This is a genomic window from Demequina litorisediminis (assembly GCF_030161615.1).
Taxonomy (GTDB): domain Bacteria; phylum Actinomycetota; class Actinomycetes; order Actinomycetales; family Demequinaceae; genus Demequina; species Demequina litorisediminis.
The window spans coordinates 1469821-1495279 of the sequence record NZ_BSUN01000001.1; the positions used below are offsets into that span (position 1 = coordinate 1469821).

30 protein-coding genes, 1 tRNA gene and 8 pseudogenes are annotated in these 25459 nt (G+C 70.3%); 24 read left to right on the forward strand and 15 right to left on the reverse strand.

What is annotated here, in order from left to right; all coding sequences use genetic code 11:
* The first annotated feature begins 17 nt into the window (after positions 1-17).
* The 3 pseudogenes from QQK48_RS09030 (at position 18) to QQK48_RS09040 (ending at position 3638) form a co-directional block, all read left to right on the forward strand.
* Positions 18-1149: pseudogene (locus tag QQK48_RS09030) on the forward strand (thiamine pyrophosphate-dependent dehydrogenase E1 component subunit alpha).
* Positions 1146-2215: pseudogene (locus QQK48_RS09035) on the forward strand (alpha-ketoacid dehydrogenase subunit beta). The pseudogenes QQK48_RS09030 and QQK48_RS09035 overlap by 4 nt, the downstream one beginning before the upstream one ends.
* Before the next feature lie 11 nt (positions 2216-2226).
* A pseudogene (locus QQK48_RS09040) lies at positions 2227-3638 on the forward strand (dihydrolipoamide acetyltransferase family protein).
* On the opposite strand, the gene QQK48_RS09045 reads toward QQK48_RS09040, so the two are convergent.
* Both QQK48_RS09045 and QQK48_RS09050 read right to left on the reverse strand, forming a co-directional pair.
* A complete protein-coding gene (locus QQK48_RS09045) occupies positions 3635-4477 on the reverse strand; it encodes a DNA glycosylase AlkZ-like family protein (RefSeq protein WP_284328238.1) in 843 nt (280 codons plus the stop codon). The pseudogene QQK48_RS09040 and the gene QQK48_RS09045 sit on opposite strands and share 4 nt — an antisense overlap.
* Positions 4410-4754, reverse strand: coding sequence for a DNA glycosylase AlkZ-like family protein (locus QQK48_RS09050; protein WP_284329354.1), 345 nt, complete (start codon positions 4752-4754; stop codon positions 4410-4412). Before QQK48_RS09050 ends, QQK48_RS09045 begins: the two co-directional genes overlap by 68 nt.
* Before the next feature lie 269 nt (positions 4755-5023).
* Here QQK48_RS09050 and QQK48_RS09055 point away from each other — a divergent pair.
* From QQK48_RS09055 to QQK48_RS09070, 4 genes and pseudogenes are all read left to right on the forward strand, one after another.
* Positions 5024-5842, forward strand: a pseudogene (locus QQK48_RS09055) (DUF2332 family protein); the annotation flags it as partial.
* A 3-nt stretch (positions 5843-5845) separates the two neighbouring features.
* Positions 5846-6934 carry a copper resistance D family protein gene (locus QQK48_RS09060; protein WP_284328239.1) on the forward strand — a complete coding sequence of 363 codons (1089 nt, stop codon included), beginning with the start codon at positions 5846-5848 and terminating at the stop codon, positions 6932-6934.
* Positions 6859-7725 carry a cytochrome c oxidase assembly protein gene (locus QQK48_RS09065; RefSeq protein WP_284328240.1) on the forward strand — a complete coding sequence of 289 codons (867 nt, stop codon included), beginning with the start codon at positions 6859-6861 and terminating at the stop codon, positions 7723-7725. The genes QQK48_RS09060 and QQK48_RS09065 overlap by 76 nt, the downstream gene beginning before the upstream one ends.
* A gap of 648 nt (positions 7726-8373) precedes the next feature.
* Positions 8374-9204 carry a DUF4190 domain-containing protein gene (locus QQK48_RS09070; RefSeq protein ID WP_284328241.1) on the forward strand — a complete coding sequence of 277 codons (831 nt, stop codon included), beginning with the start codon at positions 8374-8376 and terminating at the stop codon, positions 9202-9204.
* Here the strand turns inward: QQK48_RS09070 and QQK48_RS21665 are convergent.
* The 3 genes and pseudogenes from QQK48_RS21665 to QQK48_RS09085 all read right to left on the reverse strand — a co-directional run bounded on the left by QQK48_RS21665 (position 9131) and on the right by QQK48_RS09085 (position 10937).
* Positions 9131-10517: pseudogene (locus QQK48_RS21665) on the reverse strand (UTP--glucose-1-phosphate uridylyltransferase). The gene QQK48_RS09070 and the pseudogene QQK48_RS21665 overlap by 74 nt on opposite strands.
* A gap of 112 nt (positions 10518-10629) precedes the next feature.
* Positions 10630-10700 (reverse strand) — tRNA-Gly (locus QQK48_RS09080).
* A 57-nt stretch (positions 10701-10757) separates the two neighbouring features.
* Positions 10758-10937, reverse strand: a complete 180-nt coding sequence (locus QQK48_RS09085; protein ID WP_284328242.1) for a hypothetical protein — start codon at positions 10935-10937, stop codon at positions 10758-10760.
* Positions 10938-11100: 163 nt separating this feature from the next.
* Here QQK48_RS09085 and QQK48_RS09090 point away from each other — a divergent pair, with 163 nt between their 5' ends.
* Entirely contained in the window at positions 11101-11229 is a 129-nt protein-coding gene (locus tag QQK48_RS09090; RefSeq protein ID WP_284328243.1) for a hypothetical protein, read from the forward strand.
* Between the two features lie 225 nt (positions 11230-11454).
* Here the strand turns inward: QQK48_RS09090 and QQK48_RS21670 are convergent.
* The 4 genes and pseudogenes from QQK48_RS21670 to QQK48_RS09110 form a co-directional block, all read right to left on the reverse strand.
* Positions 11455-12378: pseudogene (locus QQK48_RS21670) on the reverse strand (alkaline phosphatase family protein); the annotation flags it as partial.
* A gap of 548 nt (positions 12379-12926) precedes the next feature.
* Positions 12927-13220, reverse strand: coding sequence for a hypothetical protein (locus QQK48_RS09100; RefSeq protein ID WP_284328245.1), 294 nt, complete (start codon positions 13218-13220; stop codon positions 12927-12929).
* Positions 13217-13729, reverse strand: coding sequence for an aldose epimerase family protein (locus tag QQK48_RS09105; RefSeq protein ID WP_284328246.1), 513 nt, complete (start codon positions 13727-13729; stop codon positions 13217-13219). The genes QQK48_RS09100 and QQK48_RS09105 overlap by 4 nt, the downstream gene beginning before the upstream one ends.
* Before the next feature lie 7 nt (positions 13730-13736).
* Entirely contained in the window at positions 13737-14144 is a 408-nt protein-coding gene (locus tag QQK48_RS09110) for an aldose epimerase family protein (protein ID WP_284328247.1), read from the reverse strand.
* Between the two features lie 70 nt (positions 14145-14214).
* Here QQK48_RS09110 and QQK48_RS09115 point away from each other — a divergent pair, with 70 nt between their 5' ends.
* On the forward strand, positions 14215-15117 hold the full coding sequence (locus tag QQK48_RS09115; protein ID WP_284328248.1) for a hypothetical protein: 903 nt from the start codon (positions 14215-14217) through the stop codon (positions 15115-15117).
* Between the two features lie 106 nt (positions 15118-15223).
* Positions 15224-15532: a DUF6458 family protein gene (locus QQK48_RS09120; RefSeq protein WP_284328249.1), complete on the forward strand. Its 309-nt coding sequence runs from the start codon at positions 15224-15226 to the stop codon at positions 15530-15532.
* A gap of 37 nt (positions 15533-15569) precedes the next feature.
* Here QQK48_RS09120 and QQK48_RS09125 read toward each other — a convergent pair whose 3' ends face one another.
* Positions 15570-16604 (reverse strand): MFS transporter, encoded by a 1035-nt coding sequence (locus QQK48_RS09125; protein WP_348523563.1) that lies wholly within the window; start codon positions 16602-16604, stop codon positions 15570-15572.
* Between the two features lie 118 nt (positions 16605-16722).
* Positions 16723-16899: pseudogene (locus QQK48_RS19745) on the reverse strand (MFS transporter); the annotation flags it as partial.
* Positions 16900-17001: 102 nt separating this feature from the next.
* On the opposite strand from QQK48_RS19745, the gene QQK48_RS09130 reads away from it, so the two are divergent.
* The 5 genes from QQK48_RS09130 (at position 17002) to QQK48_RS09150 (ending at position 20265) form a co-directional block, all read left to right on the forward strand.
* Positions 17002-17475 (forward strand): hypothetical protein, encoded by a 474-nt coding sequence (locus QQK48_RS09130; RefSeq protein WP_284328250.1) that lies wholly within the window; start codon positions 17002-17004, stop codon positions 17473-17475.
* A gap of 87 nt (positions 17476-17562) precedes the next feature.
* Positions 17563-17685 carry a hypothetical protein gene (locus QQK48_RS09135; RefSeq protein WP_284328251.1) on the forward strand — a complete coding sequence of 41 codons (123 nt, stop codon included), beginning with the start codon at positions 17563-17565 and terminating at the stop codon, positions 17683-17685.
* Between the two features lie 107 nt (positions 17686-17792).
* The gene (locus QQK48_RS09140; RefSeq protein ID WP_284328253.1) at positions 17793-18146 is read left to right on the forward strand and encodes a hypothetical protein; all 354 of its coding nucleotides are present in this window, start codon (positions 17793-17795) and stop codon (positions 18144-18146) included.
* Positions 18143-19564, forward strand: a complete 1422-nt coding sequence (locus QQK48_RS09145; RefSeq protein WP_284328254.1) for a GMC oxidoreductase — start codon at positions 18143-18145, stop codon at positions 19562-19564. Before QQK48_RS09140 ends, QQK48_RS09145 begins: the two co-directional genes overlap by 4 nt.
* A gap of 68 nt (positions 19565-19632) precedes the next feature.
* Positions 19633-20265 (forward strand): DsbA family oxidoreductase, encoded by a 633-nt coding sequence (locus QQK48_RS09150; RefSeq protein ID WP_284328255.1) that lies wholly within the window; start codon positions 19633-19635, stop codon positions 20263-20265.
* Between the two features lie 350 nt (positions 20266-20615).
* Here the strand turns inward: QQK48_RS09150 and QQK48_RS09155 are convergent.
* The 3 genes and pseudogenes from QQK48_RS09155 to QQK48_RS09165 form a co-directional block, all read right to left on the reverse strand.
* Positions 20616-20921, reverse strand: a pseudogene (locus QQK48_RS09155) (NAD-binding protein); the annotation flags it as partial.
* Positions 20922-20937: 16 nt separating this feature from the next.
* A complete protein-coding gene (locus QQK48_RS09160; protein ID WP_284328256.1) occupies positions 20938-21201 on the reverse strand; it encodes a cation:proton antiporter domain-containing protein in 264 nt (87 codons plus the stop codon).
* Entirely contained in the window at positions 21146-22159 is a 1014-nt protein-coding gene (locus tag QQK48_RS09165; RefSeq protein WP_284328257.1) for a cation:proton antiporter domain-containing protein, read from the reverse strand. The genes QQK48_RS09160 and QQK48_RS09165 overlap by 56 nt, the downstream gene beginning before the upstream one ends.
* Positions 22160-22229: 70 nt before the next feature.
* Between QQK48_RS09165 and QQK48_RS09170 the strand changes: the two genes are divergently transcribed.
* From QQK48_RS09170 to QQK48_RS09190, 7 genes are all read left to right on the forward strand, one after another.
* Positions 22230-22892: an SRPBCC domain-containing protein gene (locus tag QQK48_RS09170; RefSeq protein WP_284328258.1), complete on the forward strand. Its 663-nt coding sequence runs from the start codon at positions 22230-22232 to the stop codon at positions 22890-22892.
* 129 nt (positions 22893-23021) lie between these two features.
* Positions 23022-23333 (forward strand): ArsR/SmtB family transcription factor, encoded by a 312-nt coding sequence (locus QQK48_RS09175; RefSeq protein ID WP_284328259.1) that lies wholly within the window; start codon positions 23022-23024, stop codon positions 23331-23333.
* 20 nt (positions 23334-23353) lie between these two features.
* Positions 23354-23551 (forward strand): SRPBCC family protein, encoded by a 198-nt coding sequence (locus QQK48_RS19750; RefSeq protein WP_348523564.1) that lies wholly within the window; start codon positions 23354-23356, stop codon positions 23549-23551.
* Entirely contained in the window at positions 23548-24024 is a 477-nt protein-coding gene (locus QQK48_RS19755; protein WP_348523565.1) for an SRPBCC family protein, read from the forward strand. Before QQK48_RS19750 ends, QQK48_RS19755 begins: the two co-directional genes overlap by 4 nt.
* Positions 23963-24313 carry a hypothetical protein gene (locus tag QQK48_RS19760; protein ID WP_348523566.1) on the forward strand — a complete coding sequence of 117 codons (351 nt, stop codon included), beginning with the start codon at positions 23963-23965 and terminating at the stop codon, positions 24311-24313. The genes QQK48_RS19755 and QQK48_RS19760 overlap by 62 nt, the downstream gene beginning before the upstream one ends.
* Before the next feature lie 15 nt (positions 24314-24328).
* Positions 24329-24451 carry a hypothetical protein gene (locus QQK48_RS09185; protein ID WP_284328260.1) on the forward strand — a complete coding sequence of 41 codons (123 nt, stop codon included), beginning with the start codon at positions 24329-24331 and terminating at the stop codon, positions 24449-24451.
* Positions 24435-24581, forward strand: a complete 147-nt coding sequence (locus QQK48_RS09190) for a DUF4287 domain-containing protein (protein WP_431308322.1) — start codon at positions 24435-24437, stop codon at positions 24579-24581. Before QQK48_RS09185 ends, QQK48_RS09190 begins: the two co-directional genes overlap by 17 nt.
* Here QQK48_RS09190 and QQK48_RS09195 read toward each other — a convergent pair.
* Positions 24578-24793 carry a hypothetical protein gene (locus QQK48_RS09195; RefSeq protein ID WP_284328261.1) on the reverse strand — a complete coding sequence of 72 codons (216 nt, stop codon included), beginning with the start codon at positions 24791-24793 and terminating at the stop codon, positions 24578-24580. The genes QQK48_RS09190 and QQK48_RS09195 overlap by 4 nt on opposite strands.
* A 13-nt stretch (positions 24794-24806) precedes the next feature.
* Between QQK48_RS09195 and QQK48_RS09200 the strand changes: the two genes are divergently transcribed.
* Entirely contained in the window at positions 24807-25043 is a 237-nt protein-coding gene (locus tag QQK48_RS09200) for a cupin domain-containing protein (protein WP_284328262.1), read from the forward strand.
* Positions 25044-25070: 27 nt separating this feature from the next.
* Entirely contained in the window at positions 25071-25397 is a 327-nt protein-coding gene (locus tag QQK48_RS09205; RefSeq protein WP_284328263.1) for a YciI family protein, read from the forward strand.
* Positions 25398-25459: the final 62 nt, after the last annotated feature.

Below are 25459 nucleotides of genomic sequence, written 5' to 3' on the forward strand. Positions count from 1 at the left end.
ATGCGAAGGAGGCATGCGTGACCGCTGGAGGACCCCTCTCGACGGATGGACTGGTGCAACTGCTCACCCCTGCGGGTGAGCGCATCGGCCACGAGCAGTACGACCCCCACACGGCCCACCTGACGCCGGACGATCTCCGCGCGTTTTGGCGGGACATGACCCTCACGCGCGCGTTCGACATGGAAGCCACAAGCCTCCAGCGTCAGGGCGAGCCTGGGCCTGTGGGTGCAGTCGTGGGGTCAGGAGGCCGCGCAGATCGGCTCCGGCCACGCGCTGAACGGCCAGGACTTCGTGTTCCCCTCGTACCGCGAGCACGGCGTCGCCCTGACCCGCGAGGTGGACCTCGTCGAGGTGCTGCGGATCTTCCGCGGGCTCCAGCACGGAGCATGGGACCCCGCGGATCACCGCTTCCACCTCTACACGCTCGTCATCGGCTCCCACGCCCTGCACGCCACGGGCTACGCGATGGCGATGGCCAAGGACGGCATGGTCGCCACCGGTGACCCCGAGCGTGACGGCGCCGTCGTCGCCTACTTCGGCGACGGTGCCACCAGCCAGGGCGATGTCGCCGAGGCACTCACTTTTGCGTCGGTCTACGACGCCCCCATCGTGTTCTTCGTCCAGAACAACCAGTACGCCATCTCCGAGTCCGCCACCCGCCAGAGCCGCGTGCCCATCGCCGATCGCGGCAAGGGCGTGGGCATCCCCTCGGTGCGCGTCGACGGCAACGACGTCCTCGCCTCGCACGCCGTCACCCGGTGGGCCCTTGAGCACGCCCGCAGCGGCCAGGGCCCCGTCCTGATCGAGGCGTTCACCTACCGTCGCGGCGCACACACCACGTCCGATGACCCCACGCGCTACCGCTCGAAGGCGGAGGAGCAGGCGTGGGCCGAGCGCGACCCGATCGCCCGCCTCGAGGCGTATCTCACGGCCTCAGGCGAACTGTCCGACGACTACCGCGCGGCCGTCGACGCCGAGGCGAAGGCGCTGTGCGAGCGCACCCGCACCACCGTGCGCGGCTGGACCCGCGCGGATACCCGCGGCATGTTTGACCATGTGTATGCAGAGCCGCACGCCCTCGTCGAGGCGGAGCGCGCCTGGTTCGAGCGCTACGAACGCTCCTTCACGGACACGGAGGTGACCCGATGACCACCCTTGACGAGCGTCCCAGCACGGCCACGGCATCGGCCGTCCCCGAGCGCACCACCCTGACCATGGCTGGAGCCATCAACGCGGGGCTTCGCGCCGCGATGGAGCGCGACGACAAGGTCCTGCTGATGGGCGAGGACATCGGCGCGCTGGGAGGCGTCTTCCGCGTCACCGATGGCCTGCACAAGGACTTCGGTGACGAGCGCGTGATGGACACCCCGCTGGCGGAGTCCGGCATCGTCGGCACCGCCATCGGCATGGCGATGCGCGGCTACCGCCCCGTCATCGAGATCCAGTTCGACGGCTTCATCTTCCCCGCGTATGACCAGATCACCACGCAGTTGGCCAAGATGCACTACCGCTCGGGAGGCCTCATTCAGCTGCCCGTGGTCATCCGCGTGCCCTACGCCGGCGGCATCGGCGCCATCGAGCACCACTCGGAAAGCCCCGAGGCGCTGTTTGCCCACACCCCCGGGCTGCGCATCATCTCTCCTGCCACCCCGCAGGACGGCTTCGACATGATCCAGCAGGCCATCGCGTCACCCGACCCGGTGCTGTTCTTTGAGCCCAAGGCCCGCTACTGGGACAAGGGCGAGGTAGAGCGCGGCCGCGTGAAGGCCCAGGCTCGACGGCGTCGGCGGTGCCTCCGCCGGTACGGCCGAGATGTCGCGCGCCCGGGTGGCCCGCGAGGGAGCCGACGTCACGCTCGTCGCGTACGGCCCCACCGTGCGCCTCGCGCTCCAGGCCGCCGAGGTGGCGGCGGGAGATGGCACCGATGTGGAGGTCATCGACCTGCGGTCGATCTCCCCGCTAGATTCCGATGCCGTGGTTCGCTCGGCCCGGCGCACCGGACGGGTGGTGGTGGTCCACGAGGCGCCCACGTCGTTTGGTGCGGGCGCCGAGCCTGAGTAGCCGCGTCCACGAGCAGGCCTTCTTCCACCTCCATGCGCCCGTCCTGCGGGTTGGGGGCTTCCACACGCCCTACCCTGGGGCCGTCTTCGAGCACGACTACCTGCCCAGCCTCGACCGCGTCCTCGACGCCGTCGACCGGGTCATGGCTCACTGAGGGGAACGACGATGCCCAACTTCCAGCGCTTCAATCTGCCCGATGCTGGCGAGGGCCTCACCGAGGCCGACATCGTCACGTGGTCCGTCGCCGTGGGCGACTCGGTCGAGGTCAACCAGCCGATCGTCGAGATCGAGACCGCCAAGTCGCTCGTGGAACTGCCCAGCCCCTTCACCGGGGTGGTGACGCAGGCTCCTCGTCGCCGAGGGTGACACCGTCGAGGTGGGCGCCCCCATCCTTGAGGTCGACATCGACCCCGACGGTGAGCCCGCCGCCCCCGCACCCACTCCCGAGGCCGTTGAGGTGCCGTCGGCCGATGCCGCAGTCGCCCCCGCGCCGGCCGCACCTGCCGCTCCCGCCGAGGCGGCCACGGCGGTGCCCGCCGCAGCCGCACCCGTGGAGGAAGGCTCTGGCGCCGTCCTCGTGGGCTATGGCGTGAAGGCCGGTTCCGTGACGCGGCGTGAGCGCCGCGAAGGATCGCTCGAGCCGATCGGTGGTGAGGATGCAGGTGCCCAGTACCCGGTGCTCGCCAAGCCCCCGTGCGCAAGGCTCGCCAAGGAACTCGGTGTGGACCTGACCACCATCACGCCCTCGGGCCCCGGTGGGCTGGTGACCCGCGAGGACGTCGAGCAGCAGGTCAAGGCCACGGCAGCGCAGACGCTCGCGACGTACCCCGAGGACGACCAGCCGTGGCTCGCCACCGGCACCACCACGCGCGATGGACGCTCCACCCGTGTTCCCGTGAAGTCGGTGCGCAAGCGCACCGCGGAGGCGATGGTGCAGTCGGCGTTCACCGCGCCGCACGTCACCGAGTTCCTCACGGTCGACGTCACCGAGACGATGAACCTGGTCGCGCGCCTCAAGCAGGACCGCGACTTCGCCGATGTGCGGGTCACGCCCCTGCTCATCGTCGCCAAGGCGCTGTTGCTCGCGGTGCGCCGCCACCCCGAGGTGAATGCCGCGTGGGATGAGGCCGCGCAGGAGATTGTTTACAAGCATTACGTGAACCTCGGCATCGCCGCGTCCACGCCCCGCGGCCTGGTGGTCCCCAACATCAAGGACGCCCACCGGCTGCCGCTGCACTCGCTCGCGGTGGAGCTTCAGAATCTGACCGCCGAGGCACGCAACGGATCCACCACGCCGCGCGCGATGAGCGACGGCACCATCACCATCACGAACGTGGGTGCGCTCGGCATCGACACCGGCACGCCCATCCTCAACCCCGGCGAGGCGGCGATCCTCGCCTTCGGTTCCATTCGACAGCAGCCGTGGGTCCACGAGGGTGAGATCGCGATCCGCTCGGTGACTCAGGCTCGCGCTGAGCTTCGACCACCGCCTGGTGGATGGCGAACTCGGGGCGCGCGTGCTCGCCGATGTGGGCCGCGTCATGAACGACCCGAGCCAGGGCCTCGTCTGGGGCTAGGGCCGTCCGCCCCAGGTCACCGCGAGGGGTGACCCCACGAACACGCCGTAGGAGGCGAACGCTTCCTCGGCATGCCCGCGCTCGCGGGTATTGAGGCGCGTCAGGGGCGTCACGTCGATGGAGCACGCCTTCGCTCGCAGCGTGCGCTTCCACGTACCCACCACGCGCCCATCGCGCACCACGGTGGCGCGGAAGACGCCGTTCGAGCCGGGTACCACCGCGTCGAGATGGCCGTCGTCAAGAAAAGCGATCGTTCGCCGTAACCCAGCATGTACTCGTCGAAGCCGGGCGGCACCGCCCAGCCGGTCACAACCTCGACCCCTGCCCGAGCCTGCGGCGGCCGCATCGGCGCTCGCGAGCATCGGCCCGGCGAAGGTCTCCACCGTCTCGATGGCGTCCCCGGCCGCCACGACCCCGGCGCGGCAGTCGCGGACGCCGAGCCCCGTCCAACGCGCCAGGTCCTTGAGCGTGACGGGCCCATGGGAGCGGACGTACCGCACGGCAATCTCTCGCAGTGCGTCGTCGCGACTGAGGTCACGCTGCTGCGGTGCCCACTCGCGCAGCAGCACGAAGGTCTGCTCCTTGCCTACCTGCGGGGCGATACATGTGAGGCCCACCTGGGACGCGTACCACAGCAGGTGATAGCCCACCTGGCCGGGTGTTTCGACGCCGGTGGCCGCGATCGCATCGAGGCACTGTGCGCGCGTCAGCCGACCTCCGCCCGTCAGCGCCTCGTCAAGCGCGGCGTTGGCGCGCAGGACCGTGTCCTCGTCAAGGCCAAGGAACGCGCGGCGCCGGGCCGCATCGCGCAGGGGCTTCTCGCCCATGAGGCGAAGCATCCAGGCTCGCATCCTCGGGCGGCACCAGGTGCACGGTGCCGCGCATCGGCCACGTCCGCAGCGCCTCGCGGCGTTCCAGGGCGGCCTCCACGTCGGCCTGGGTGGCGCCGGTCGTCCCGGCCGCGAGTCGCATGCCCAGTGACCACAGCCCACTCGCCAGGTCCTGAGCCTGCATGGCCCCACACCACGTCACGATGTCATGCACCGAGGCCTCGCGCGTGCCGTCGAGCCGCAGCGCCCGCATCCTGAGCGACTGGACCTCGACCGCGGAGAGCATGCGGTCCACGCTAGCCTCGTCACCACTTGCACGCGCGGAAGGAGGGCACATGGGCCTTGAGGACTGGCGCGGTGAGCGCGCCGCTCTCGCCGCGCAGGTGCGCCTGTGGGCCGATGCGGTGCAGGACTCGCCGCTGTACCGGCTCCTTGCGCAGGGCGTCGCCGACGACGAGCCGATGCTCGATGTTCTCGCGCGCATCCCCGGGGTGCCGCCCATGAACCTGCTGCTCGGCGCGGTGCAGGCTTCATCTCGCCCCGGGCGACCCGCTCGCCGCCTGGTATCCGCACCTCACGGAGGCGGCACGCCCCGCGGGGCCCGATGCCTACGCGGCCTTCCGCGAGTATGTGCTGGAGCGGGCGGACCTGCTGGTCGCGGAGGCGACCGCGCGACGCACCCAGACCAACGAGACGGGCCGTGCCGCGGTGCTGTTGCCCTTCGTGGCGGCCTTCGCGCGCGACGAGCCGGTCCACGCCATCGACCTGGGGGCATCGGCCGGACTCAACCTGTGCCTGGACCGCTTCGCGTATCGCTATGTGACGCCTGGGCCGGACGGGGTCCGCGAGACCCGCCTGGGCGCGGGACCGGTGGACATGGTGTGCGAGTGGCGCGGCGACGGGCCGCCCGCGGGCGCGATCCCCATGATCGCGTCGCGCACCGGCATCGACCTGCATCCGGTGGACGTGACGGACGCCGACCAGGCGGCGTGGCTTGAGGCCCTCGTGTGGCCCGAGCACGCGCACCGGCGCGAGCGACTGCGCGCCGCCATCGACGTGCGCCGCGGGATGGACGTCGCGATGATCGCGGGCGATGCCGCCGCGCTGCTCGCGGAGGTCGAGGCCGGACTGCCCGCGGGGCCCCTCGTGATCTGGCACACGGTCGCGCTGTATCAGGCGCCAGCCGAGGTCCACACGGAACTCGACGTGGTGATCGCCGACCTCTCTCGCAGACGCCGGGTGTTGAGGCTCGGCATGGAGCCCGTGGTGGGCATGCCGGACACCCAGGTACGGGTGGGGCCGTCCTTCGATCGAGGGCGGCTGGCCGCCACCGCGCACGCGCACGGGAGGTGGGTCGCGCCCGCGTACCCTTGACGCATGTCCGTCGACGCCCTCGTCACGATGACGGGCGCCGTCCGCGACGTCTTCCTGGGCCTCACGGCTGGCGCCCTCGTGATCCTCGCCGCCGTGGTTCCCCCGCGCCATCCCGCGGCCGAGCGTGCCTCGCTGATCGCCCGCGTCGCCTCGGGAATCTGGGCGCTGTCATCGGTGGCCTACATCTTCCTGTCCTACGCGTTCATCAGGAACGAGGCAGTGGAGCCCGATCGGTTCATCGAAGAGGTGTGGTCCTTCGTCACCACCATCGACCTCGGCAAGGCCTACCTCCAGATGGCGATCGCCGCCGTCCTGGTCTCGGTCCTCGCGGGCCTGGTGCGGCGCCCCGCTGCGGCGGCCTGGACTCTCGTGCCCGTGGTGTGGGCCCTTGGATGGCAGGCGCAGACAGGTCACGCGGCGGGCGCATCGGACCACCACCTGGCCACCACGGCGATGTTCCTGCACCTGGTGGGCTCGGCGCTGTGGATGGGTGTCCTGGGAGCGCTGTTCCTCATGCGGGGGCCGCTGGGCCTTGACGCCAAGAACGCGGTGCGGCGCGGCTCACGCATCATGATCTGGGCGGCGATCGCGCTCATCGTGTCCGGCGTGGCGAACGCTTACATCCGCCTGGGAAGCCCTGCCGACCTCGTCACCACCACCTACGGGTGGTTGCTGGTGGCCAAGATCGTGCTCATGTCGCTGGCCGTGGGGCTTGCGGCGTGGCACCGACGTACCGCGCTGCCGCGCCTCACGGAACAGCAGGTGCGCGACCGGTTCTGGCGCGTGATGGCGGTGGACGTCGCCGCGATCGTCGCCGTCATCGTCATCGCCGCCGTCCTCTCGGGAACCGCGCCTCCGCTGCCCATCGTCGCGCTCGAGGACCCGAGCCCCGCGTACTACCTGACCGGCTACGAGCGCCGCCGGCGCCGTCCTTCTTCAACTGGATCGGACTGTGGCGTCTCGAGATCCTCACCGCGTTCGCCTGTGCGTCCGCCGCCGCCGTCTACGTGCGCTGGGTGGTGCGCCTGCGCCGCCGCGGCGACACGTGGCCCTGGTATCGCACCGCGAGCTTCCTGCTCGGCATCGTCGTGATGGTGTGGATCACCCAGGGTGGGCCCGCCATCTACGGCATGGTGACGTTCTCGGGGCACATGGTCGAGCACATGATGATCGTGATGCTGGCGCCGCTGCCCATCACGTTCGGCGCCCCCGTGACCCTCGCGCTGAGGGCCCTCGCCCCGCGCACCGACGGCACGCGCGGCCCGCGCGAATGGCTCCGGGTCATCGTCGAGTCCCGCTTCCTGGGGTTCCTCTCGAACCCCATCGTGGCGGCCGTCAACTTCGCCGGCTCGCTGTTCATCTTCTATTACTCGCCGCTGTTCGAGTTCGCCCTGCGCAACCACGTGGGCCACCTCGCGATGATCGTGCACTTCACGCTCGCCGGGTACCTGTTCGCGAACGCGCTCGTGGGCATCGACCCCGGTCCCAAGCGCCCCGGCTATCCGCTGCGGGTGGTGCTGCTCTTCGCGACCATGGCCTTCCACGCCTTCTTCGGCGTCTCGCTGCTCAGGCTCCGAGGTGCTCCTCGCGCCCACCTGGTTTGGGCTGATGGGGCGCACCTGGGGGCCCGATGCGATCACCGACCAGCAGTACGGCGGGCAGATCGCGTGGGGCATCGGCGAGCCTGCCGGTGCTGGCGCTCGCGATCGGCGTCATCATCACCTGGCGGCTGGCCGATGAGAAGGAAAGCAGGCGCAAGGACAGGCAGGCCGAGCGTGATGACGACGCCGAGCTCAAGGCCTACAACGAGATGCTTGCGCAGGCCGCCGAGAACGACCGACGGATGGGCTGAGTTTCCACAGATTTTGTCCACAGGGGTGTGAAGGAACGGTAAACGCGCACCAACACCTGTGGACAAACCTGGGGGAAACCGGTGGATAAAAATGGGGGCCCTGCCTGGCTTGCGTGGGGCCGAGTGGGGAGTACGACTAGTCGCATCGGAACTCCGGTGCAAGCGAATCATGACGGCCCTCGCAAGGGGGCGAGCGCAGGTCTGAATCGTCGGGGGATGAGTCGCCGAAAGGCAGCAAATCCCCTCGTAGATGGCAGAATGGCGAGAATCGTCAACGCTGGGGTGACGGGCGATCAGGACAACGGGAGACCACGGAGACCGCGCCTTTCCAGGGCACGGGTCCTCCGCCACTGCGGGTGACGGCGCAGGGTCTCGCGGCCCCGGTCGTCGGTCGAGAGGTCGTCTGTCCACAGCGGCGGCGAAGCCGGAGCGTCAATCACGGCTGTCGCGCGGGGGAGTTTTCCCCAGGCGCGTAAACTCTCGGTCCACGGCAAGGCCCCCGGACCCGAATTCCGGGGGCCTTCGCCTTGCGTGGACCGCGTCTTCCAGCGGCCGTCGACCACGCTAGGCGGCCCGCGCATCGGCCACGGTGACCGACACGCATCGGCCTGCTTCCTCATCCACCTGTGAGTGGCCTGGGCGTACCGTGGGATCACCCGACGACCCCAGGGAGACGCGCATGACCGACCCCCGCGACGACGACGTGACGGCGGCCGATGCCGCGGCGCCCACCGAGGTGATGGAACCCATCAGCGTGGACGACACGGCCGTCATGGACGGGCTTCCGCCCGTGGTGGCGCCCGCCGACCCCGACGACGATGAACCCGCGGACATCGACGCGATCGCCGAGGAAGCGGCGGAGCCGTCGCGCTCGTGGATAGGCGTGGTCGCGTTCCTCACCGGCGCCATCGGCCTGTGGGTCGTGGCGATCCCGCTGGGGCACGCGGGCATCGTGGCCGCGCGCCGAGGCCGTGCCACCACCCGCGGATTCGCCGTCGCCGGCACCATCCTGGGCTATGTGGGGCTCGCGCTCACCGCGGTGCTGGTGTGGTTCCTGCTGCGTGGCCCGCAGCCGGAAACGCTCGACGCCTACGCGTACCACGACGTGGTGGAAGTGGGCAACGCCGTGGCGCGCGCCGTCGAGCAGGACGAGAGCCTTCCCACCGTCGAGGTCGCAGGCGAGGGCTACACCGTGGCGGGGACGCAGGTCGCCGGGCTACTCGAGACGCAGCGCAGCGTGGCCCTCACCCCGGTGGGCGACGAGGGCTGGTGCCTCGAGGCTCGACTACGTGGGAGGCCTCGAGGGGTCGTGGTCCTTCCACTTTGCCGATGGCGTGACCAAGGGCGGGACCTGCGCGGCCGCGTAGGTCAGGCTCGACACACGAGAGCCCCGGGTCGCGCGATGCGGGCCGGGGCTCTGGCGTGTGACGGTGGGGCTAGCCCGCGAGCGTGGCGCCGGCCTCGACCGTGCGTGCCTCACCCTCGTCGGCGAGCGACGCGTCGCCCGTGACGGTGACATCCGCACCAAAGGTCCAGTCGCCCTTGACCGTCAGCGACGAGGCGTCCCTCAGGGACGGGGCGCCGTGCGGGAAGTGCGCGTCAAACGCCGCGACCGTCTTGAAGTGCTTCGAGTCGAGGTCGATCAGCGGTGCCTTCTCCACGGCGAGGCGGAGCCCCGCATCGTCGCCCAGGCTCGTAAGCATCCGAACGCAGCAGCAGCAGGTCGTTGGTGGTCTTCACGGGCAGGAAGCGCTCGCGGCCCACCACGATGGCGGTGGCACCCTCGAACACCTCGATGGCCGCACCCATGGCGGACTCGAGCCTGGTACACCTTGGGCGAGTCGCCGTCGGTGGGGTCCACGGTCTTCTCATTGCGGATCAGCGGCAGGCCAAGCACCGCGCCGCGCTCCGTGAGCGCCTTCTTGATGGCCACCAGGTCGAACCACAGGTTGTTGGTGTGGAAGAACGGGTGACGGAACTCGTCCGTGAAGTAGTCCATCTCCTCCGGCGCCGTCTGTGCGGTGTCGCGCAGGATCAACTGGCCGTCAGCCTTGCGGATGGCCAGGTGGCCGCCCTTACGGTCCGCGGGGGTGCGGGGGCACAGGCTCGGCGGCGTAGGGGGCGCCGGACTGCGCGAACCAGCCAGCGATCTGCGCGTTGGGCACCGCACCGAGGTTGTCCGAGTTGGACACGCTCGCGTACAGGAAGCCCGCGTCGAGGAGGGCGTCGAGCACCCCGGAGGACAGCAGTGCCGTGTAGATGTCGCCGTGGCCAGGGGGCACCACTCGAGGCTCGGGTCTGCGGGCCACTCAACGGGCGTCAGGTCGTCCACACGGAGCCTTGGGCTCGCGGTTCTGGAGGAAGTCGAGCGGAAGGCCCTCGACCTCGATGCCGGTGTGCTTGCCGAGGCTCCTCAAGCGAGTCGTCCTGCGTGCGGAACGAGTTCATCAGCACCAGCGGCAGGCGGGCGCCATAGGCCTCGCGGGCGTGCAGCACCTGCGCGGCGATGATGTCGAGGAACGACTTGCCATCACGCACGGGCAGCAGCGACTTCGCCTTATCCATGCCCATCGACGTGCCGAGGCCGCCGTTGAGGCGATGACGGCGGTCTTCTGAATGGCGGCGGCTGCTGCCTCGTCGGAGATCTCGACATCGGCGAGCCTTGTCGGGGTCGAGCAGCGGCTCGATGGTCTCCTCGAGGACCAGGCCGGTCGCGCCGGCCTCCAACTCCCCGTAGTAGTGGGTGAAGACGTCGATCGCGGCCGGGGCAACTCCCGCCTCACGCATCTTGTCCTGGGCCTGGGCAAGTCCTTCAGCGCTCATGGCCTTCAGCCTAGCCGGGACCGCGCACAGGGGAACCGGGACCGCGTGCTTGTGTACCGGGAGTTCACTCAGTGGGGAGGGTGGTCCGGCACCACGGGCCGGAGCGAAGCAGAGCGGGTGACGGGAATCGAACCCGCGCTATCGGCTGGGAAGGCTGAAGTTCTGCCATTGAACTACACCCGCGCGCGGCGCCTGAGGCGCCTCGGTCACCCATACTAGCGGGCCGCGCGGACGCCTTCCTCAGCGCAGGTCGCCGCGATGACCCAGCGCCTCGAGCCATGCGACCAGTTGGCGATGCAGGGCATCGGCGCCGTAGAGCAGGCCCGACGGTCCGGCGAGTGCCGGGTCCACTCGCCATCCGGCGGGGTGGACCAGTAGCGGCCGAGTCTGCCAGCCGCCCACGCCGCCGTGGCATCCCACCAGGCTCCTCGAACGCCGCGACCTCGTCGAGCACCGGGTCGTACGTGGAGTTGAGGTAGATATCCGGGGCGTGGTGGAAAGCCGATGCACGGGCGAAGTCGGCCGCCGTGTGGTCCGGGTAGGCGGCGAGAGGGTCCTCGCCCGCCACCTCGCCGGTGGACAGGTGGCGCGTGCCCGCGGCACCGATGGCGACGGCACCGCCACTCGTGCGCAGGACCGCGAAGCCCACCGCGGGATGCCCCACGAGGTCGGCCACGAGCCCCGGGTGCGCCTCCTCGACCTCCGCGAGTGACATCGCGTGGTCGACGGCCGTGAACCAGACCCCGCCAAGGTTGCCGGAGCCCACCACCGCGATCGGCGTCGCCTCGCGCGGCCCAGCGCCCGCATCGGCCGTCGCCTCGCGGTCCAGGGCCCGCGCCGCGACCTGCGCCGATCGCGCACCTTGAGCCGCCAGTTCCCGCACCAGCAGCGCCGCTGGTGCGCCCGCGCCTTCACGGTCATGCGCGGTCAGCACCGCCCTGCCCCCGGTGCGCTCCGCGATGAACTCCTCCAGGGAGCGCCCCTCGCGTTGCGCGAACGTGGCACCCTGGCTTTGACCGTGGTCGGACACGGCCACGATGTCGTACTCCCGCGCCGCGATGCCCGAGGCGGCGACGCGCTCGAGCGTGCCGAGCACCCGGTCGAGCCCGTACAGCGACGCCAACGACTCCGGCCGCGTCACGCCGGCATGGTGCGCGATCTCGTCGTAGTCCACGTAGTCGACGTAGACCGCCTTCGCGCCGCGCACCATCGATTCGACCACCAGCGCCGTGTTGAGGTCCCGCAGCATCACATTGGTGACGCCCCGCAGGGCGATGTACGACCCATGGCGCGCCACCCGCGGTTCGATGCCGCGGCGCTCCTGCGACCGCCCCTGCGCCACCTCCTTCAGCATCTCGCCCACCGTCATCACGAGCGCCCGCGCAAACCCCGCCGGGTGGGAGAAGAAGGCCGCGTACGGCCGCGAGGAACCCAGGGCCGATGCCCCACCCGCCACCGCAGACATCGTCAGGTGCACGGTCGCGGCATCGCCCGTAAAGAGATTGGAGATCGACACCCCTTCGTCGGCAAGGAGGCCCCTGCCGTCGGAGATGCGCGACTCGATGACAGCGGCATCGGCAGGCTTGTTGGCGACCAGCATGCGGCCCAGGTCCCTGTCCCACCAACGGAAGGCAGGGATGTCCTCGTTGGAGCCGTGCAGGATGCCCGCCTGGCTGACCGGCGTAGTCGATGGCACGCGCGCCGTCCACTCGGTCCACGTGTGGGTGCCGCCCCTGATCCAGCGCGACAAGGTGGGCAGATTTCCCGCCCGCAGTTCCGCCTGCAGGAGCGGCGCAGGCACGCCGTCGAGCCTGCACCATGATGACCCCGCGCGCCCCGTCTGACGGCGCCGCGGGCGCATCGCTCAGCGCCTGACGGGCCACGTGGGTGAGCAGGTACTCGTCGGTGCCCAGCGAAAATGCCCACGTCACCGCCGCCATCAGCGCCGCGAAGATCCACGACGCCACGAACGCCCACCCGGGGGACGCCACCACGATGCCAGGCGCCACCCACAGCGCCGCGCCAAGGATCGCGAAGTAACCGAGTAGCGCCGTGGCGAGCGCCCCGAGCCAGCCAAAGCGCGCGGCGATGCCCGTCAGCAGCGGCTGCAACGCCCAGGACACCAGCGCCACGGCGACGGCCGCCAGCGGCACGGCGAACCAGGCGTCGGCCCCCACACCCGGCGTCCACCACACCGTCAGCGCCAGCACCACGGCCTGCGCCAGTAGTTCGCCACCCCGGCGCCACGGTGAGCGTGGGCTGGACGCCATCGCCCGGGCCAGGCGACGGTCCGCCTCGGTCTCAAACCACCGGCGCGTGGGAGCGACCCACGCGAGCACCAGCACGCCCGCCGAGCCGGCCAGCGGCGCGAGCCATGCGCTCACGGGCAACGACTCGTGACCCAGGACGTCATACGCGACCGTCAGCAGCCGCAACACCTCCACCACCGTGAGCAGGACACGGGCGTTCGTGGACCGACGAAGTAGCCCCACGGCGACTGCGAGCCTGGGCGAGGCCCACGACCGCCAGCCCCACCCCTACCCCGAGCGTGGTGGTGTTCGAGGCGACGGCGGCGAGCGCGCCTGACCCCACCACCGTGAGGCCAGCGCCGAGCGCCACGTCAAAGGCGCCCGCAAGGAACGTCAGCGTGACGAGCGCGACCACGCTGAACGGGCGTCGCTCCCGCCGTGCCGTCGCCGTCACCGTCTGCGCGCCGTCACCAGATCCGCGGCGCGCATCGTGAACGATGCGCTGCGCGTCTCACCCGGCTGCAGCAGAAACAGGCCGTTGGCACCGATGCCGTGGGCGTCCAGCGTGAAGGCATCGTTCGCGTTCGAGACGGGCTCGAGCGCGAAGTAGTCCCTGTCGGTCGGGATGTAGAGCACGGCGTGGGCCAGCAGAGGATCGGCCGTGATGTCGAGGCGCACCGCACCGGGCCACTCGATGGTCGCCGCCTGCTCGCCCGTGCCCCCGGCCAGGCAGTCGTCGACGGCCTCGTGCCCCAGTTCCCGCGCCTGACGGAAGTCGGCGGCCGGGCGCAGCGGCCCCGGGGCGGCATCGGGCATGCCCCCGGTGAGCGCGAAGGCCGTCTCGCATTGCACGGCGAGCCGCGCATCGGGGGAGCCGGCGACGCTGCGCAGGAAGTACGGGTGGTGGCCAAAGCCTGCGGGGAACGTCTCGTGCGAGTCATTCGCGACGGCGTAGGTCCACACGAAGTCGTCACCGTCGAGGGCGTAGGCCGAACCGCGCCGTGAAGGACCACGGCCAGTTGACCCCGAACACGTCATGCGAGGTGAAGGTCAACACCACGCGATCAGAGGAGTGTTCCGCCACCGTCCAGGGATAGTCCCAGCCGGCCCCGTGGATCGCGGTGCCATCGGGCCAGTTCACCCGCAACTGATAGCGGCGTCCCGCGAACCGCAACAGCCCGTCACGGATGCGGTTCGACCACGGCACCAGCGGGTAGGACGCCATGACCTTGGGGACGGCGGCATCGGCGGGAGCGGGCCGCAGGAAGTCCTGCCAGTGGGCGTCCACCTTCACCTGGCCGCGCGTGACCGAGCCGCCGACGGCGGAAGCGAAGCCCACGCGCCAGCGATCATTCTCGATCACGACTGTCTCCACCATGGCTGTCATTGTGGCGCACGCGTGGACACAGCGCTGGGCGGCACGGCGCTCGCGGAGGCACACTGGGCGCATGCGTCGGCCAGGGGTGGGCTGGGGCGTCAGCGTGCTCACGTTGACGCTCCTCGCGGCGTGCTCCGGCGACGGCGGCACCGCGGTCACGCCGACCCCCACGCAGACTGCCGCGCCAGGCCCCGAGGCGCCCACCATTGCCCCCACCGGCACCATCGTCCGTCAGCGCACCCTCGAGGCGGACCGGAAGGTCGAGGTCCGGGTCACCGCCACAAGCGAGCCGCGCGGCATCGTCGCCTCGGTCTCCATGACGTCGCCCTACTTCACGTCATCGGGCACGGTGCCCACCAACGTGCTCCTCATCAACGGCGACGACGCGCGCCTGCGCGTGCCGCTCGGTGAGCCCGTGTGCCCCGCCGGGAACGGGGACACCATCGCGACCGTCGACGTGCGGGCCAAGGACGGTACGGCCCTGACCGCGACCGAGGTGGTCCTCGAGGACACGGCGCTCGCGGAGATCAACGCCGAGGAGTGCGCCATGAAGGTGGCGACCGACGCCGCCCAGCCGGGATTCGCGACCTCGCCCGACCTCTGGACGCTCGACGGGGACGCCCTCAGCACGGTCGTCACGTTGACCCGAGGCTCCTCCGACGCGGCCGCGACCCTGACCCTGCTGCGGGGCAACGTGATCTTCTCGCTCGAGCCGGCGCAGGACGCGGTCCCCGTGACGCTCGAGCCGGCCCAGGCATCGGCCACGGTGCCCGTCACCATCCGCGCCAGCCGGTGCGACGCCCACGCCTTCGCCGAATCGAAGAAGACCTACGTGTTCCCCGCCTGGATCGAGGTGGACGGCGAGGAGATCGCCGTCGAGTACCGCGCGGAGGGGACGGCTCAGGAGCGGCTCCACGCGCTCTTCACCGCGTGCGGCAAGGCCAACGACAGCACGGGGATTGGCGGCCAGTAGGGCCGATGCCGACGGCGGCACCCGTGGGGCCGCGGGAATAACTCCTGGTTGGAGGTCTGTTGGAACCGGTGCAGGCGGCGCCTTCCGGGGATGGTCCCCACCGCATGTGCGTGAACAGCAGCGTCGCCGTCAACGTCAGGAGAAGAACATGGCCATCGGTTCCGGAATCTTCCTCATCGCCGTCGGAGCGATCCTCGCCTTTGCCCTCAACGAATCGGTCGACGCCATCGACCTCGGCATGGTCGGCTGGATCCTGATGGCGGCCGGTGCGCTCGGCATCATCATCTCGCTCATCGTGAGCGGCCAGCGCCGCAACACCACCCACACGCAGGTCACCGAGGGGTACGTCGACCACCACCAGGTGCGCGATGAGCCGCACGCCGAGGGCGGCCCCGGCACCACACCGCGCGCCTAGCGGCCCGAGCCTGCTCGGCACCCAAGAGCCCGAGCGGCTACGGCTGTGACGAGGTGTCCTCGATCTGCTGAGCGCGCAGCCTGAGCACGGCATCGTCCCTGGAGTTCACCCGATTCGGGTAGGTGAACTCCAGGACGGGCCGATGCCGGTGGTACGTCACCTCGAGGTTCCAGTGCTGCACGGCCCACATGGTGCACGCCACCGCGACCGCGATCGCCGCGATCGATCCGACGCCAATCGACCAGCGCGCCCCCACGTTCTCGCCCACCCAGCCCACGATGGGAGCGCCGATGGGCGTGGAACCCATGAGGAGCATCGAGTAGAGCGCCATCACGCGGCCACGCATGAACGGCTCGGTGGTGGTCTGCACATACGCGTTCGCGCTGGTCAACATCGTGAGTTGCGAGAAGCCCACGGCCACCGAGGCCAGCATGTAGAGCCCGTAGTTGGGCATCGACGCCATCACCGCGCTCGACAGGCCGAAGAGTCCCGCCGCGCCCAGCACCAGACGTAGCCGCGGGCGTTCGCGCCGCGCGGCCAGCAGCGCGCCTCCCAGGGAGCCGATGGCTAGCACCGACCCCATGAGGCCGTAGTCCTCGGGCCCGCGCCCGAACTCGACGCGCGCCATCAGTGCGCTGGTCATCTGGAAGTTCAGCCCGAGCGCCGCGACGACCGACACCACGACCATCACCATGATGATGTCGGTGCGCCCGCGCACGTAGCGGATGCCCTGGCGCACCTGGCCCTTCTCGCGCGGCGCCCGCTCGACGTCGCTGAGTTCGGCCCGGCGCATGACGAGCAGCGCCACCACGGTGGCGGCAAAGGTGAGGCCGTTGACGATGAACACCCAGCCGATGCCGATCCACGCGACCGTGAGGCCCGCCACGGCGGGCCCGATGAGGCGGGCGGCGTTGAACGACGCGCTGTTAAGGCCGACCGCGTTGGACAGGCCCTCGGGAGGAACGAGCGCCGCGACGAAAGTCTGACGCGCGGGCACATCGACCGCCGAGACCACCCCGAGCCCGAACGCGAACAGATACACGTGCCACAACTGCGCGTGACCGGCCAGCACGATGACGCCAAGGCCGATGCCGAGCGTGCCCGCCGCGACCTGCGTGGCGATGAGGAGCCTTGCGCTGGTCGACGCGGTCCACGAGCACGCCCGCGAAGGGCCCCAGCAGCAGGAATGGCAGGAATTGCAGCGCCGTGACGGTGCCCACCGCGATGCCGGAGTCCTCGGACAGGACGGTCAGGACCAGCCAGTCCTGCGCGACGCGCTGCATCCAGGTGCCCACGTTGGACACCAGCGCTCCCGCGAACCACAGGCGGTAATTGAAGTAGCCCAGCGACGCAAACGTGCGGCTCATGCGAGCCCGGCGTCGGTCGAGGGCATGTCTCTCACCCTACGCCTGGTGTGCCGAAGGCTCGAAGGTCGCCCGCACCCCGCACCGTTTGCGAGAATCAAGCCCATGCAGTCCCGCCCCGCACTCGCCCTGTCCCTCCGCGTCCTTCTTGGCGCCGCCCTCGTCGCCGCATCGGTGGTGGCCATCGTGCAGGCCTGGAGCGAGGCGGGTGGTGCGCCGCTGAGCACCATCCTCGGCGTGGTGTTGTTCGCCGCGGTGTTCGCCGCTGGTGGCCTCGCGTTCCGCACCTCGTCCCACCTCATCTGGTGGGGCCTCCTGGTGATGTTGTGGGCCGTGATGCTCAACGCCAACAGCGGAGCCGAGTACCTCGCGCTCCCGCTGCTGGCCGTCGCGGGCGCCTCCGAACCCCTCATCTATGGCCTCATGGGCATCATCGTCGCGGTCGCGCTCGCCTCCGCCGTGGGTGCCGTCGGCGCAGCAGGGGCGGGCGTCCTCGCCGTCGCGGGGCTCGCCGCCTTCGCGCTCGGCCTCGCCTACCGCCGCCTCGGCGCCAAGGCTGCCACCGCATCGGCCGCCTGAACCCGGGCGGCATCAGGGCCGTCGCGGCCGATGCCTGGCGCCGGGAGTGAAACATCGGCGTCACCTGGCGGCTTTAGGCTTGGCGCCATGACCGGGGTCGACGACGACGCCCTCGCCACGTGGGTGAGGGCGGTGCTTCCAGACGGTGTCTGGTCGCGCGCGGGCGCCGCCGACATCGTCACGGAGCCTACGGTCCGTCCTGCGTCATGACCACCCGTCATGGGTCACGCGACTCGACGACCTGACCGCCCGGTTCACGCCCGCGCAGGCTGCCCGCGCACCTGAACGACGCGGATGCGCGCTGGTTCGCCTCGCTCGTGGGGCAGATCGGCGTCGCGATGCCAGGGGCGTGGACCGCGCTCGGCTGGGCGCCGTCCGCGGAGCCGATGCCCGTGGGCACCGACCTGCCCGAGGAGGTGGTGGCATGCGTCGTGGACCGCCGCGGCCTCACCTCTCGCTACGACGCGATCATCGTGGGCTCCGGCGCGGGCGGAGGCATCGCCGCGCAGGAGCCTGGCGCAGTCGGGCCGCACCGTCTTGGTCGTGGAACGCGGCGGCATGCCCTCCACGCCGGAACTTGCCCGCGACCACCTTCGCACCGCCCGCGCCGACGCGGGCCTGGGGGCACTCGCGGGGCTGCCCGTGCTCGGAAACCCGCACGCGATTCATGACGAGGCTCCTGGCGGACCCCACGGCGGCGCGCTGGAGCATCGGCGCGTTTGGCCTGGGGGGCGGCACCCGCGTCTCGGGCGCCCAGGCATGGCGGTACGCGCCCCAGGACTTTGCGCTCGCTTCGACCTACGGCGTGCCCGAGCGGTCCTCGCTCGCCGACTGGCCCGTCACCTACGACGAACTCGAGCCGTACTACGCGCACGCCGAGTTCGAGTGGGGCGTCTCGGGCGCGCAGGGCCACGGCATCAACGAGGGACATCGCTCGGCGCCGTTCCCGCTGCCGCCGATGCCGCGCACCCGCCCCTCGGGAGTGCTGAGGGAGGCTGCCGAGCGGCTGGGATGGACCACGCAGTCCGTGCCGCTGTTGATCAACTCCGAGCCGTATCGCGGACGCCCCGCCTGCGTGCGGTGCGCGCAGTGCATCGGCTTCTCGTGCCCCATCGGCGCGAAGGCCGGCAGCCAGAACACGGCCCTGTGGCGTGCCGCCCGCACGTCGCGGACGTCGATTGTGCTCGATGCCCGCGTCAGCGAACTGATCGCGGACGCCGACGGGCGCATTACGGGCGCCGTGGTGCGTGGAGTCGACGCGGACGGCACCTGGGAGGAGCGCATCTCGGCCGACGAAGTGGTGCTCGCCGCCGGGGCCGTGGAGACGGCACGGCTCATGCTGTCGACCCGCACCGCTCGGGAGCCCGACGGGCTCGGCAACGCCTACGACCAGGTGGGACGCAACCTCCAGGGCCGCCCCGGCGTGGAGGTACTCGGCGTCTTCGACGATGCCGTCAACGACGGCCTGGGGCCCGGCCCAGCGATCGCAACCCTCGACTTCCGTCACGGCAACGCCGGGCACGTGGGCGGCGCGGTGCTCGCGAACGAGTACGTGCCCACGCCCGCATCGGCGCTCGCGGCGCTCCAGGGCGCGGGCCTGGTGCCGATGGCGGGCGACGAGGTGCTGCCTACGCTCGCGCGGCTCATGCCGCGCATGCAGCGCGTGGCGGGCATGGGCCACGCCATCCCCAGGGCCGATGCCAGGGTCACCCTGGATCGCTCCGCCGTGGACGCGTGGGGTGTGCCGGTGGTGCGCATCTCGCGCGAGCCGCATCCCGAGGACGCGCGGCTGTGCGACCTGCTCGCGAACCGCGCCGAGCAGTGGCTTCGTGAGGCGGGCGCGACCCAGACCGCGCGGCGTCCCGGTGCGGGGGCCGAGGCGCGCCAGACCGGCACGGCCCGCATGGGAAGCGATCCGTCGAAGTCCGTGATCGATCCGCTCGGCCGCGTGTGGGGACACACCAACGTGCGCGTGGTGGATCCGTCGTCGCACGTCACCACCGGGGGCACCGATCCGCTGCTGACCACCATCGCGCTCGCGTATCGCGTGATGGACCACGTGGACGAGGGCTCCGGCGACGCGTTCTGAGCGTCGGCCCGACCGAGTCCCTGTGCAGACGCCGGGAATCGTTGAGCCTTCATGTAAGTTCCATGGTCATGAGCTCTGACACCCCCGTAACCGTTGACGTGTGGGCGGACATCGTCTGCCCCTTCTGCTACATCGGCGAGGCGCGCCTGCGCAAGGCCGCCGACGCCTCCGTCGAGATCGTGCCCCGCGCGTTCCAGGCGAACCCCGAGGGAGGCGAACGCGAAAGCGTGCTGACCTACCTCGCCAGGAAGTTCGGCGGCTCCGAGGAGCAGGTCGCCGCCAGCCAGCAGCGCATCGTCGACCTCGCCCACGCCGAGGGCCTGCCCTTCACCAACGACCGCGTGGTCGGCGACACCCTTCCCGCGCATCGGCTGATCGCAGAGGCCGCCGAGGACTCCGCCGCCCTCGCCCTCGACGTGCGCGAGGCCATCCAGCGCGGCCACTTTGGCGGCACGCTCGACATCACCGATCACGCCGCACTGCTCGACGTCGCCGTGGAGGCGGGCCTCGACCGCGCCAAGGGCGAGGCCGTCCTCGCCTCGGACACGCACGCCGAGACCGTCCGCGGCGAGCACGCTCAAGCCTCCGCGATGGGTGCCACGGGCGTGCCCTTCACGGTGGTGGGCGAGCGTTTCGGCATCCCCGGCATGGTGGAAACCGACCAGTACGCCCAGGTCATTGCGCGGGTGCGCGAGGCGTAGCCGGCCCTAGCCCTCGATGACGGGCACCGCCGCGGTGTGGCTGGCGCGCTCGGCCGCACGCTCGCGCTTCGAATGGTCGGGAGCGAAGTAGAGCACCGTCGCGCCGGCTGCGGGGATGAACTCCTGGTCGTGTGAGTACAGCCGGAAGGCCCCTCCGCATCGACGGCGCCCACGAGCATCCATTCGACGCCGCGTTCGTCCTGGCGTTCGCGCCACGCCTGCCAACCGAACCCCTCGGTGAGTTTGGTGGTGTGGATGGACCACCCGGACGCGACCCGCTCATCGAGCGCGAACCAGTCGTAGCGGCCGTCGAACGCGATCGAGCCGCGGCGCTGGAAGGTGAGGCGGCGCAGTTCGTTGGCGCTCTCGGAGTGCGTGGCCAACTGGAACGTCCGGTGATAACCGAACTCGGTTCCCTCCGAGCGGGACACGAGCGCGTTGTAGTAGTCGTTGTCAGAGGCGCACAGCAGATAGGACAGGTTCGCCGTCTCGAGGGTGCGCTCCGCGTGCTCCGAGAGAATCTCACCGAAGTAGGTGGGCACCCCCGCCATGCGCAGCCGCTGCAAACGCTGATAGGTGCCATCGGCCACCAAAACCGAGACCTGGAGCCGCTGCAGCGTGGTCGCAAGCGACTGAGCGAACGGCGAGGCACCCACGATGAGGAGGCCGTTCTTAGGCTCCCGCCGACAGGCCAAGACGGCGCGAGAGCCAGCCCAGCGAGAAGCCGTGCGCGAGCACGGTGACGATGATGACGAGGAACACGGTGGGCAGGAACACCGCGCCGTCCTCGTAACCGGCCTCGATCAGTTCCGGGCCGAACACACCCGCGGTGGCCGCCGCCACTATGCCGCGCGGCGCGATCCAGCCCATCAGGATGCGGTCAGCCTTGCGGATGGGGGAGCCGATGGTGACGAGCGCCACGGTGAGAGGGCGCACCACAAACATGAGCACCACCACGAACGCGATGATGCGCCAGTTGATCTCCAGCAGGCTGGTCGAGGTCCAACTGCGCGGGGATGATGATGAACAGCGCGGACAGGATGACCACCGAGAGGCCCTCCTTGAAGTCCAGGAGTTGCTCGCGCTCCGCCAGGTTCATGTTGCCCAGCACCACACCCATGAGGGTCACGGCGAGCAGGCCGGACTCGTCGACCACGATGTCCGCGAGGCTGGAGACCACCAGCACGGACACCAGCAGCAGCGGCGACTTGAGGTGCGCGGGCACCCAGCCGCGCCGGAACACCGTGCCAAGCGCGTAGCCCAGGCCTCCGCCGAGGACGACGGCGGTGATGATGGCGCCCACCACGGTGACCACCACGGCGGCGATGCCGAGGCCGCGGGCGATGAACTCGAGGTCGCCGTCGGCGCCCGCGTCGACGATGAGGATGTACAGCAACGTGAGCATCGCGAGGAGCACGCCGATGGGGTCGTTGATGATCCCCTCCCACTTCAGCAGCGAGGACGACTCCTTGTTGAGGTTCGCCTGGCGCAGCAGCGGAATGATGACGGTGGGGCCGGTGACGACGAGCAGCGCACCCAGGACCCAGGCGACCGGCCATTCGAGGCCGCCGACGTAGTGCGCGGCGAGCGCGCCCAGGATCATGGCGACCGGCGGGCCCACGAGTGTGAGGCGCCTGATGCCCTTGCCGACGCGTTCGATCTCGCCGAACCGCAGGTCCATCGCGCCCTCGAACAGCACCACGGCGACGCCGAGCCCGATGAGTGCCGAGACCTCCTCGGAACCGGCAGGCACCGTGACGACGCCCGTGATGGGGCCCAGCAGCAGCCCCGTCGCGATGAGCACCACGATGGCGGGGATGCGCAGGCGCGCGGCGAGCAGTTGCGCGGCGAGGCCGGCCGCGAGGATGACGACGAGCGTCGACGCGATGGTCATGGGGCCGAGCCTAGGGCCGCCATGCCCTGCTCGCCGTGCAGGCCCGCGTGGTCCCCGGCACACTGGCGTCATGGACGACGACGCCACGCTTGACCCCGCCGACCAGGGACGGGTGATTCACCAGGACGGGATGGACGACGACGCCACGCTTGACCCCGCCGACCAGGGACGGGTGATTCACCAGGACGGGATGGACGTGCTGCGGTTCGAACGCACCCTCGCCGCCGACCTCCGTGCCGTCTGGGATGCCGTCACGACGCTCGAGGGCACGGGCGCCTGGGCGTTCCCGCTCGAGTTCGAGCCGCGCGCGGGAGGTGCGGTGACATCGGACCTGGGGGAGTACGGCACCATGCGCGGCGACGTGCTCGCGTGGGACGAATTGCAGTTGCTCGAGTATGCCTGGGGCGCCCCGGAGGGCCGCTGGCACGTGATCATCATGCTCGACGAGGCCGGTGACCGTACGGCGTTGACCTTTGATCACCTGGGCCCCGATCCGCACCATCCCGACTACGCGGCCGGATGGCACTGGCACCTTGACCGGCTCGCGCAGTACCTCGCAGGGGTCATGCCTGCGCAGGTGCCGCAGGACGCGCACTTCGAGGAGGCTCCAGCGGCTCTACTCAGGCGGCGAGGGTTAGCGGCCCGGACTCGCCCGCAGTCGCCCCCGCCTCCTGCCCGACTGCCTCCGGCGCGCCTCCGCCCCCTGCCCGACTGGTTGATTCTGGTCGAATAAGGGCCCTTCACTGACCAAAATCCACCAGTCGGGAAGGGGGCGGATGTATCTGTTGACGAACCCCACCCGGGCGCGTAACGTACAACCACATGGTTGTAAATACGCCAGTCGAGCCTAACCGACGACGAGGTGGACCGCATCTTCCGGGCCCTCGCCGACGCCACACGCCGCGACATCGTCCGCCGCACCCTCGCCACCGAGGCATCGGTCTCCGACCTCGCCGGTGCGTACGACATGTCCTTCGCGGCGGTGCAAAAGCACGTCGCAGTCCTGGAGGGAGCCGGTCTGGTGACCAAGCGACCCCACGGCCGTGAACGCATCGTTCGCGGCAACCCCGACGCCATCCGTCGCGCCCAGCGCCTGCTGGACGCCTACGAGCAGATCTGGCGCGACCGCATCGGCCGCCTGGACGCCCTGCTCAACGAACCCCCGCAGAAGTAACCGCGCAGAGAGGCAACACCATGCCCATCACCGAAGTGCTCAAGGACCCCGAGGCCCTCACGATGACCGTGATCGCCGACTTCACCGCCACCCGCCAGCGTCTCTGGGAGGCCTACACCGACCCCCGCCAGATCGAAAAGTTCTGGGGCCCCGAAGGCTGGCCCGCCACCTTCACCAGGCACGATGTGTTCCCCGGCGGCCGCTCCATTACTTCATGAGCGGCCCTGACGGCGAGCACTCCGGAGGCTTCTGGGAGTTCCTCGCCGTTGACCCCGGCCGCTCCTTCGAGGTCCGCGACGGCTTCGCCACCGAGGACGGCAACGAGAACGCCGAGATGCCCAGCATGCGCATGACGTTCCAGTTCGAGGAGACCGAGAACGGCTCCCGGCTCGTCACCACCACCCACTTCAACTCCGCGGAAGAACTCGAGCAGGCTGCTCGGCATGGGCATGGAGGAAGGCATGACGTCTGCCATGGGCCAGATCGACGCCGTGCTCGCCGACCTCACCTCCTTCGCCGCAGGCCAGGGCACGGAATTGCAGATCCTGTCGGACACGCAGATTCGTGTGTCGCGCGTGATCCGGGGCTCCGTGGAGCAGGTGTGGCGGGCCCACCACGAGCCCGAGCTCATGAAGCGCTGGCTGCTGGGCCCCGACGGGTGGACCATGACCGTGGCCGAGCCCGCGCTTGAGGTGGGCGACACCTTCCGTCAGGAGTGGGCACCCAACGAGGGCACCCCGGGCGAGCCGTTCGGCTTCACGGGCGAGCCTGCTGGAGTCCGACTCCCCGTTCCGAGAGGTCACGACCGAGTCGATGGTCGGCGTGCCCGGGGAGCCCAACGTCAACGAACTCACGCTCACCCCCCACGAGGACGGCACCCTGCTGACCCTCGTGATCACGTACGCGAACGCGGAGATGCGCGACATGATCATCGGCACCGGCATGGTGGACGGCATGGAAGCCTCCTACGCGCGCCTTGAGGCGGAGGTGCTCTCGTGACCGCCGCGCACCCCGTGCCCGCCCCGGTCCTCGAGCCCGGCCAGAAGGCTCGCGGGCCCCGTCTCCTACTTCCCGTCTATCGAAAAGAAGTACGGCAGGCCGATGCAGGAGTGGCTTGACCTCGCGGCCGCCGGGTTGCAGGAGGGCAAGGCTCACATGGAGGTGGTGTCCGTGCTGAAGGACGAGCACGGCATCGGCCACGGGCACGCGAACGCCATCGTCGCCTATGTGAAGCAGAAACTCGCCTAGCGACGGTCGCCGGCATCGGCAACACTGGCGGCATGAGCGATTACCAGCGCATCGAGATCGGCAGCGTCGACGAGTGGCGAGACTTCCACGGCGGCTTCGCCGAGAACACGATGCGGGATGGGCGCCGTGTTCTCGATCACGAGTTGCCCATGCAATTTGTGGGGGTCACGGCGAATGCCCTGGTCCCAGGCGAGGAGGCCGGCTACTGGCACGCACACTCGTCGGATGAGGAGCCTATACCTCTTTTTGGCGGGCAAGGGTCAGATGGGGCTCGATGACGATGTGGTGGACGTCGCCGCTGGCACCACCATTCGGGTGGGCCAGGGCGTGATGCGGACCTGGCGCTGCGTGCCCGAGTCGCCCGAGCCGCTGCGGTGGCTGTGCATTCGCGGCGACGGTGGGCCGCTGCCGCACCATCCCGATGACGCCCACCGCATCACCGATATCCCGATGCCGTGGTGACAGGAGCGTGACGCAATGAAATACCTGATGCTGGTCCTCACCGAGCCCGTGGACGATCCCGCCGGGGGCCCGGACGACATCGACCGTTGGGTGTCGACCCACGACGCCTCGGGTGCGAGGGTGTTTGGCGACCGGCTTGCCGATGCCGCCGAGGCCAGGATCGTCCGCGTGCGCGGGGCGGGCCTGACGGTCTCGCCGGGACCGTTCCACCCGTCGCATGGCGACATCGCGGGCATCGACCTGTTGGAATGCGATTCGCTTGACGAGGCGGTGGCCATCGCGGCCGACCACCCGATGGCCCGCCTCGGCGCCATCGAGGTGCGCCCCTTTTACGACTGGGACTCGGAGGGTTAAGGTAGGTCCCGTCGCATTCCCGACCCCAAGGACGCTCCGTTGAAGATCTAGGTTCGCCAGAC

Excerpts from the sequence above, each read along its gene's own strand:
- QQK48_RS09045 (WP_284328238.1), bottom strand. The coding sequence starts at position 4,477 with ATGCTTCGCCTCATGGGCGAGAAGCCCCTGCGCGATGCGGCCCGGCGC.
- QQK48_RS09050 (WP_284329354.1), bottom strand. The coding sequence starts at position 4,754 with ATGCTCTCCGCGGTCGAGGTCCAGTCGCTCAGGATGCGGGCGCTGCGG.
- QQK48_RS09060 (WP_284328239.1), top strand. The coding sequence starts at position 5,846 with ATGTCCGTCGACGCCCTCGTCACGATGACGGGCGCCGTCCGCGACGTC.
- QQK48_RS09070 (WP_284328241.1), top strand. The coding sequence starts at position 8,374 with ATGACCGACCCCCGCGACGACGACGTGACGGCGGCCGATGCCGCGGCG.
- QQK48_RS09110 (WP_284328247.1), bottom strand. The coding sequence starts at position 14,144 with ATGGTGGAGACAGTCGTGATCGAGAATGATCGCTGGCGCGTGGGCTTC.
- QQK48_RS09115 (WP_284328248.1), top strand. The coding sequence starts at position 14,215 with ATGCGTCGGCCAGGGGTGGGCTGGGGCGTCAGCGTGCTCACGTTGACG.
- QQK48_RS09130 (WP_284328250.1), top strand. The coding sequence starts at position 17,002 with ATGCAGTCCCGCCCCGCACTCGCCCTGTCCCTCCGCGTCCTTCTTGGC.
- QQK48_RS09135 (WP_284328251.1), top strand. The coding sequence starts at position 17,563 with ATGACCGGGGTCGACGACGACGCCCTCGCCACGTGGGTGAGGGCGGTG.
- QQK48_RS09145 (WP_284328254.1), top strand. The coding sequence starts at position 18,143 with ATGACGAGGCTCCTGGCGGACCCCACGGCGGCGCGCTGGAGCATCGGC.
- QQK48_RS09150 (WP_284328255.1), top strand. The coding sequence starts at position 19,633 with ATGAGCTCTGACACCCCCGTAACCGTTGACGTGTGGGCGGACATCGTC.
- QQK48_RS09165 (WP_284328257.1), bottom strand. The coding sequence starts at position 22,159 with ATGACCATCGCGTCGACGCTCGTCGTCATCCTCGCGGCCGGCCTCGCC.
- QQK48_RS09170 (WP_284328258.1), top strand. The coding sequence starts at position 22,230 with ATGGACGACGACGCCACGCTTGACCCCGCCGACCAGGGACGGGTGATT.
- QQK48_RS19750 (WP_348523564.1), top strand. The coding sequence starts at position 23,354 with ATGCCCATCACCGAAGTGCTCAAGGACCCCGAGGCCCTCACGATGACC.
- QQK48_RS19755 (WP_348523565.1), top strand. The coding sequence starts at position 23,548 with ATGAGCGGCCCTGACGGCGAGCACTCCGGAGGCTTCTGGGAGTTCCTC.
- QQK48_RS19760 (WP_348523566.1), top strand. The coding sequence starts at position 23,963 with ATGAAGCGCTGGCTGCTGGGCCCCGACGGGTGGACCATGACCGTGGCC.
- QQK48_RS09190 (WP_431308322.1), top strand. The coding sequence starts at position 24,435 with ATGCAGGAGTGGCTTGACCTCGCGGCCGCCGGGTTGCAGGAGGGCAAG.
- QQK48_RS09200 (WP_284328262.1), top strand. The coding sequence starts at position 24,807 with ATGAGGAGCCTATACCTCTTTTTGGCGGGCAAGGGTCAGATGGGGCTC.
- QQK48_RS09205 (WP_284328263.1), top strand. The coding sequence starts at position 25,071 with ATGCTGGTCCTCACCGAGCCCGTGGACGATCCCGCCGGGGGCCCGGAC.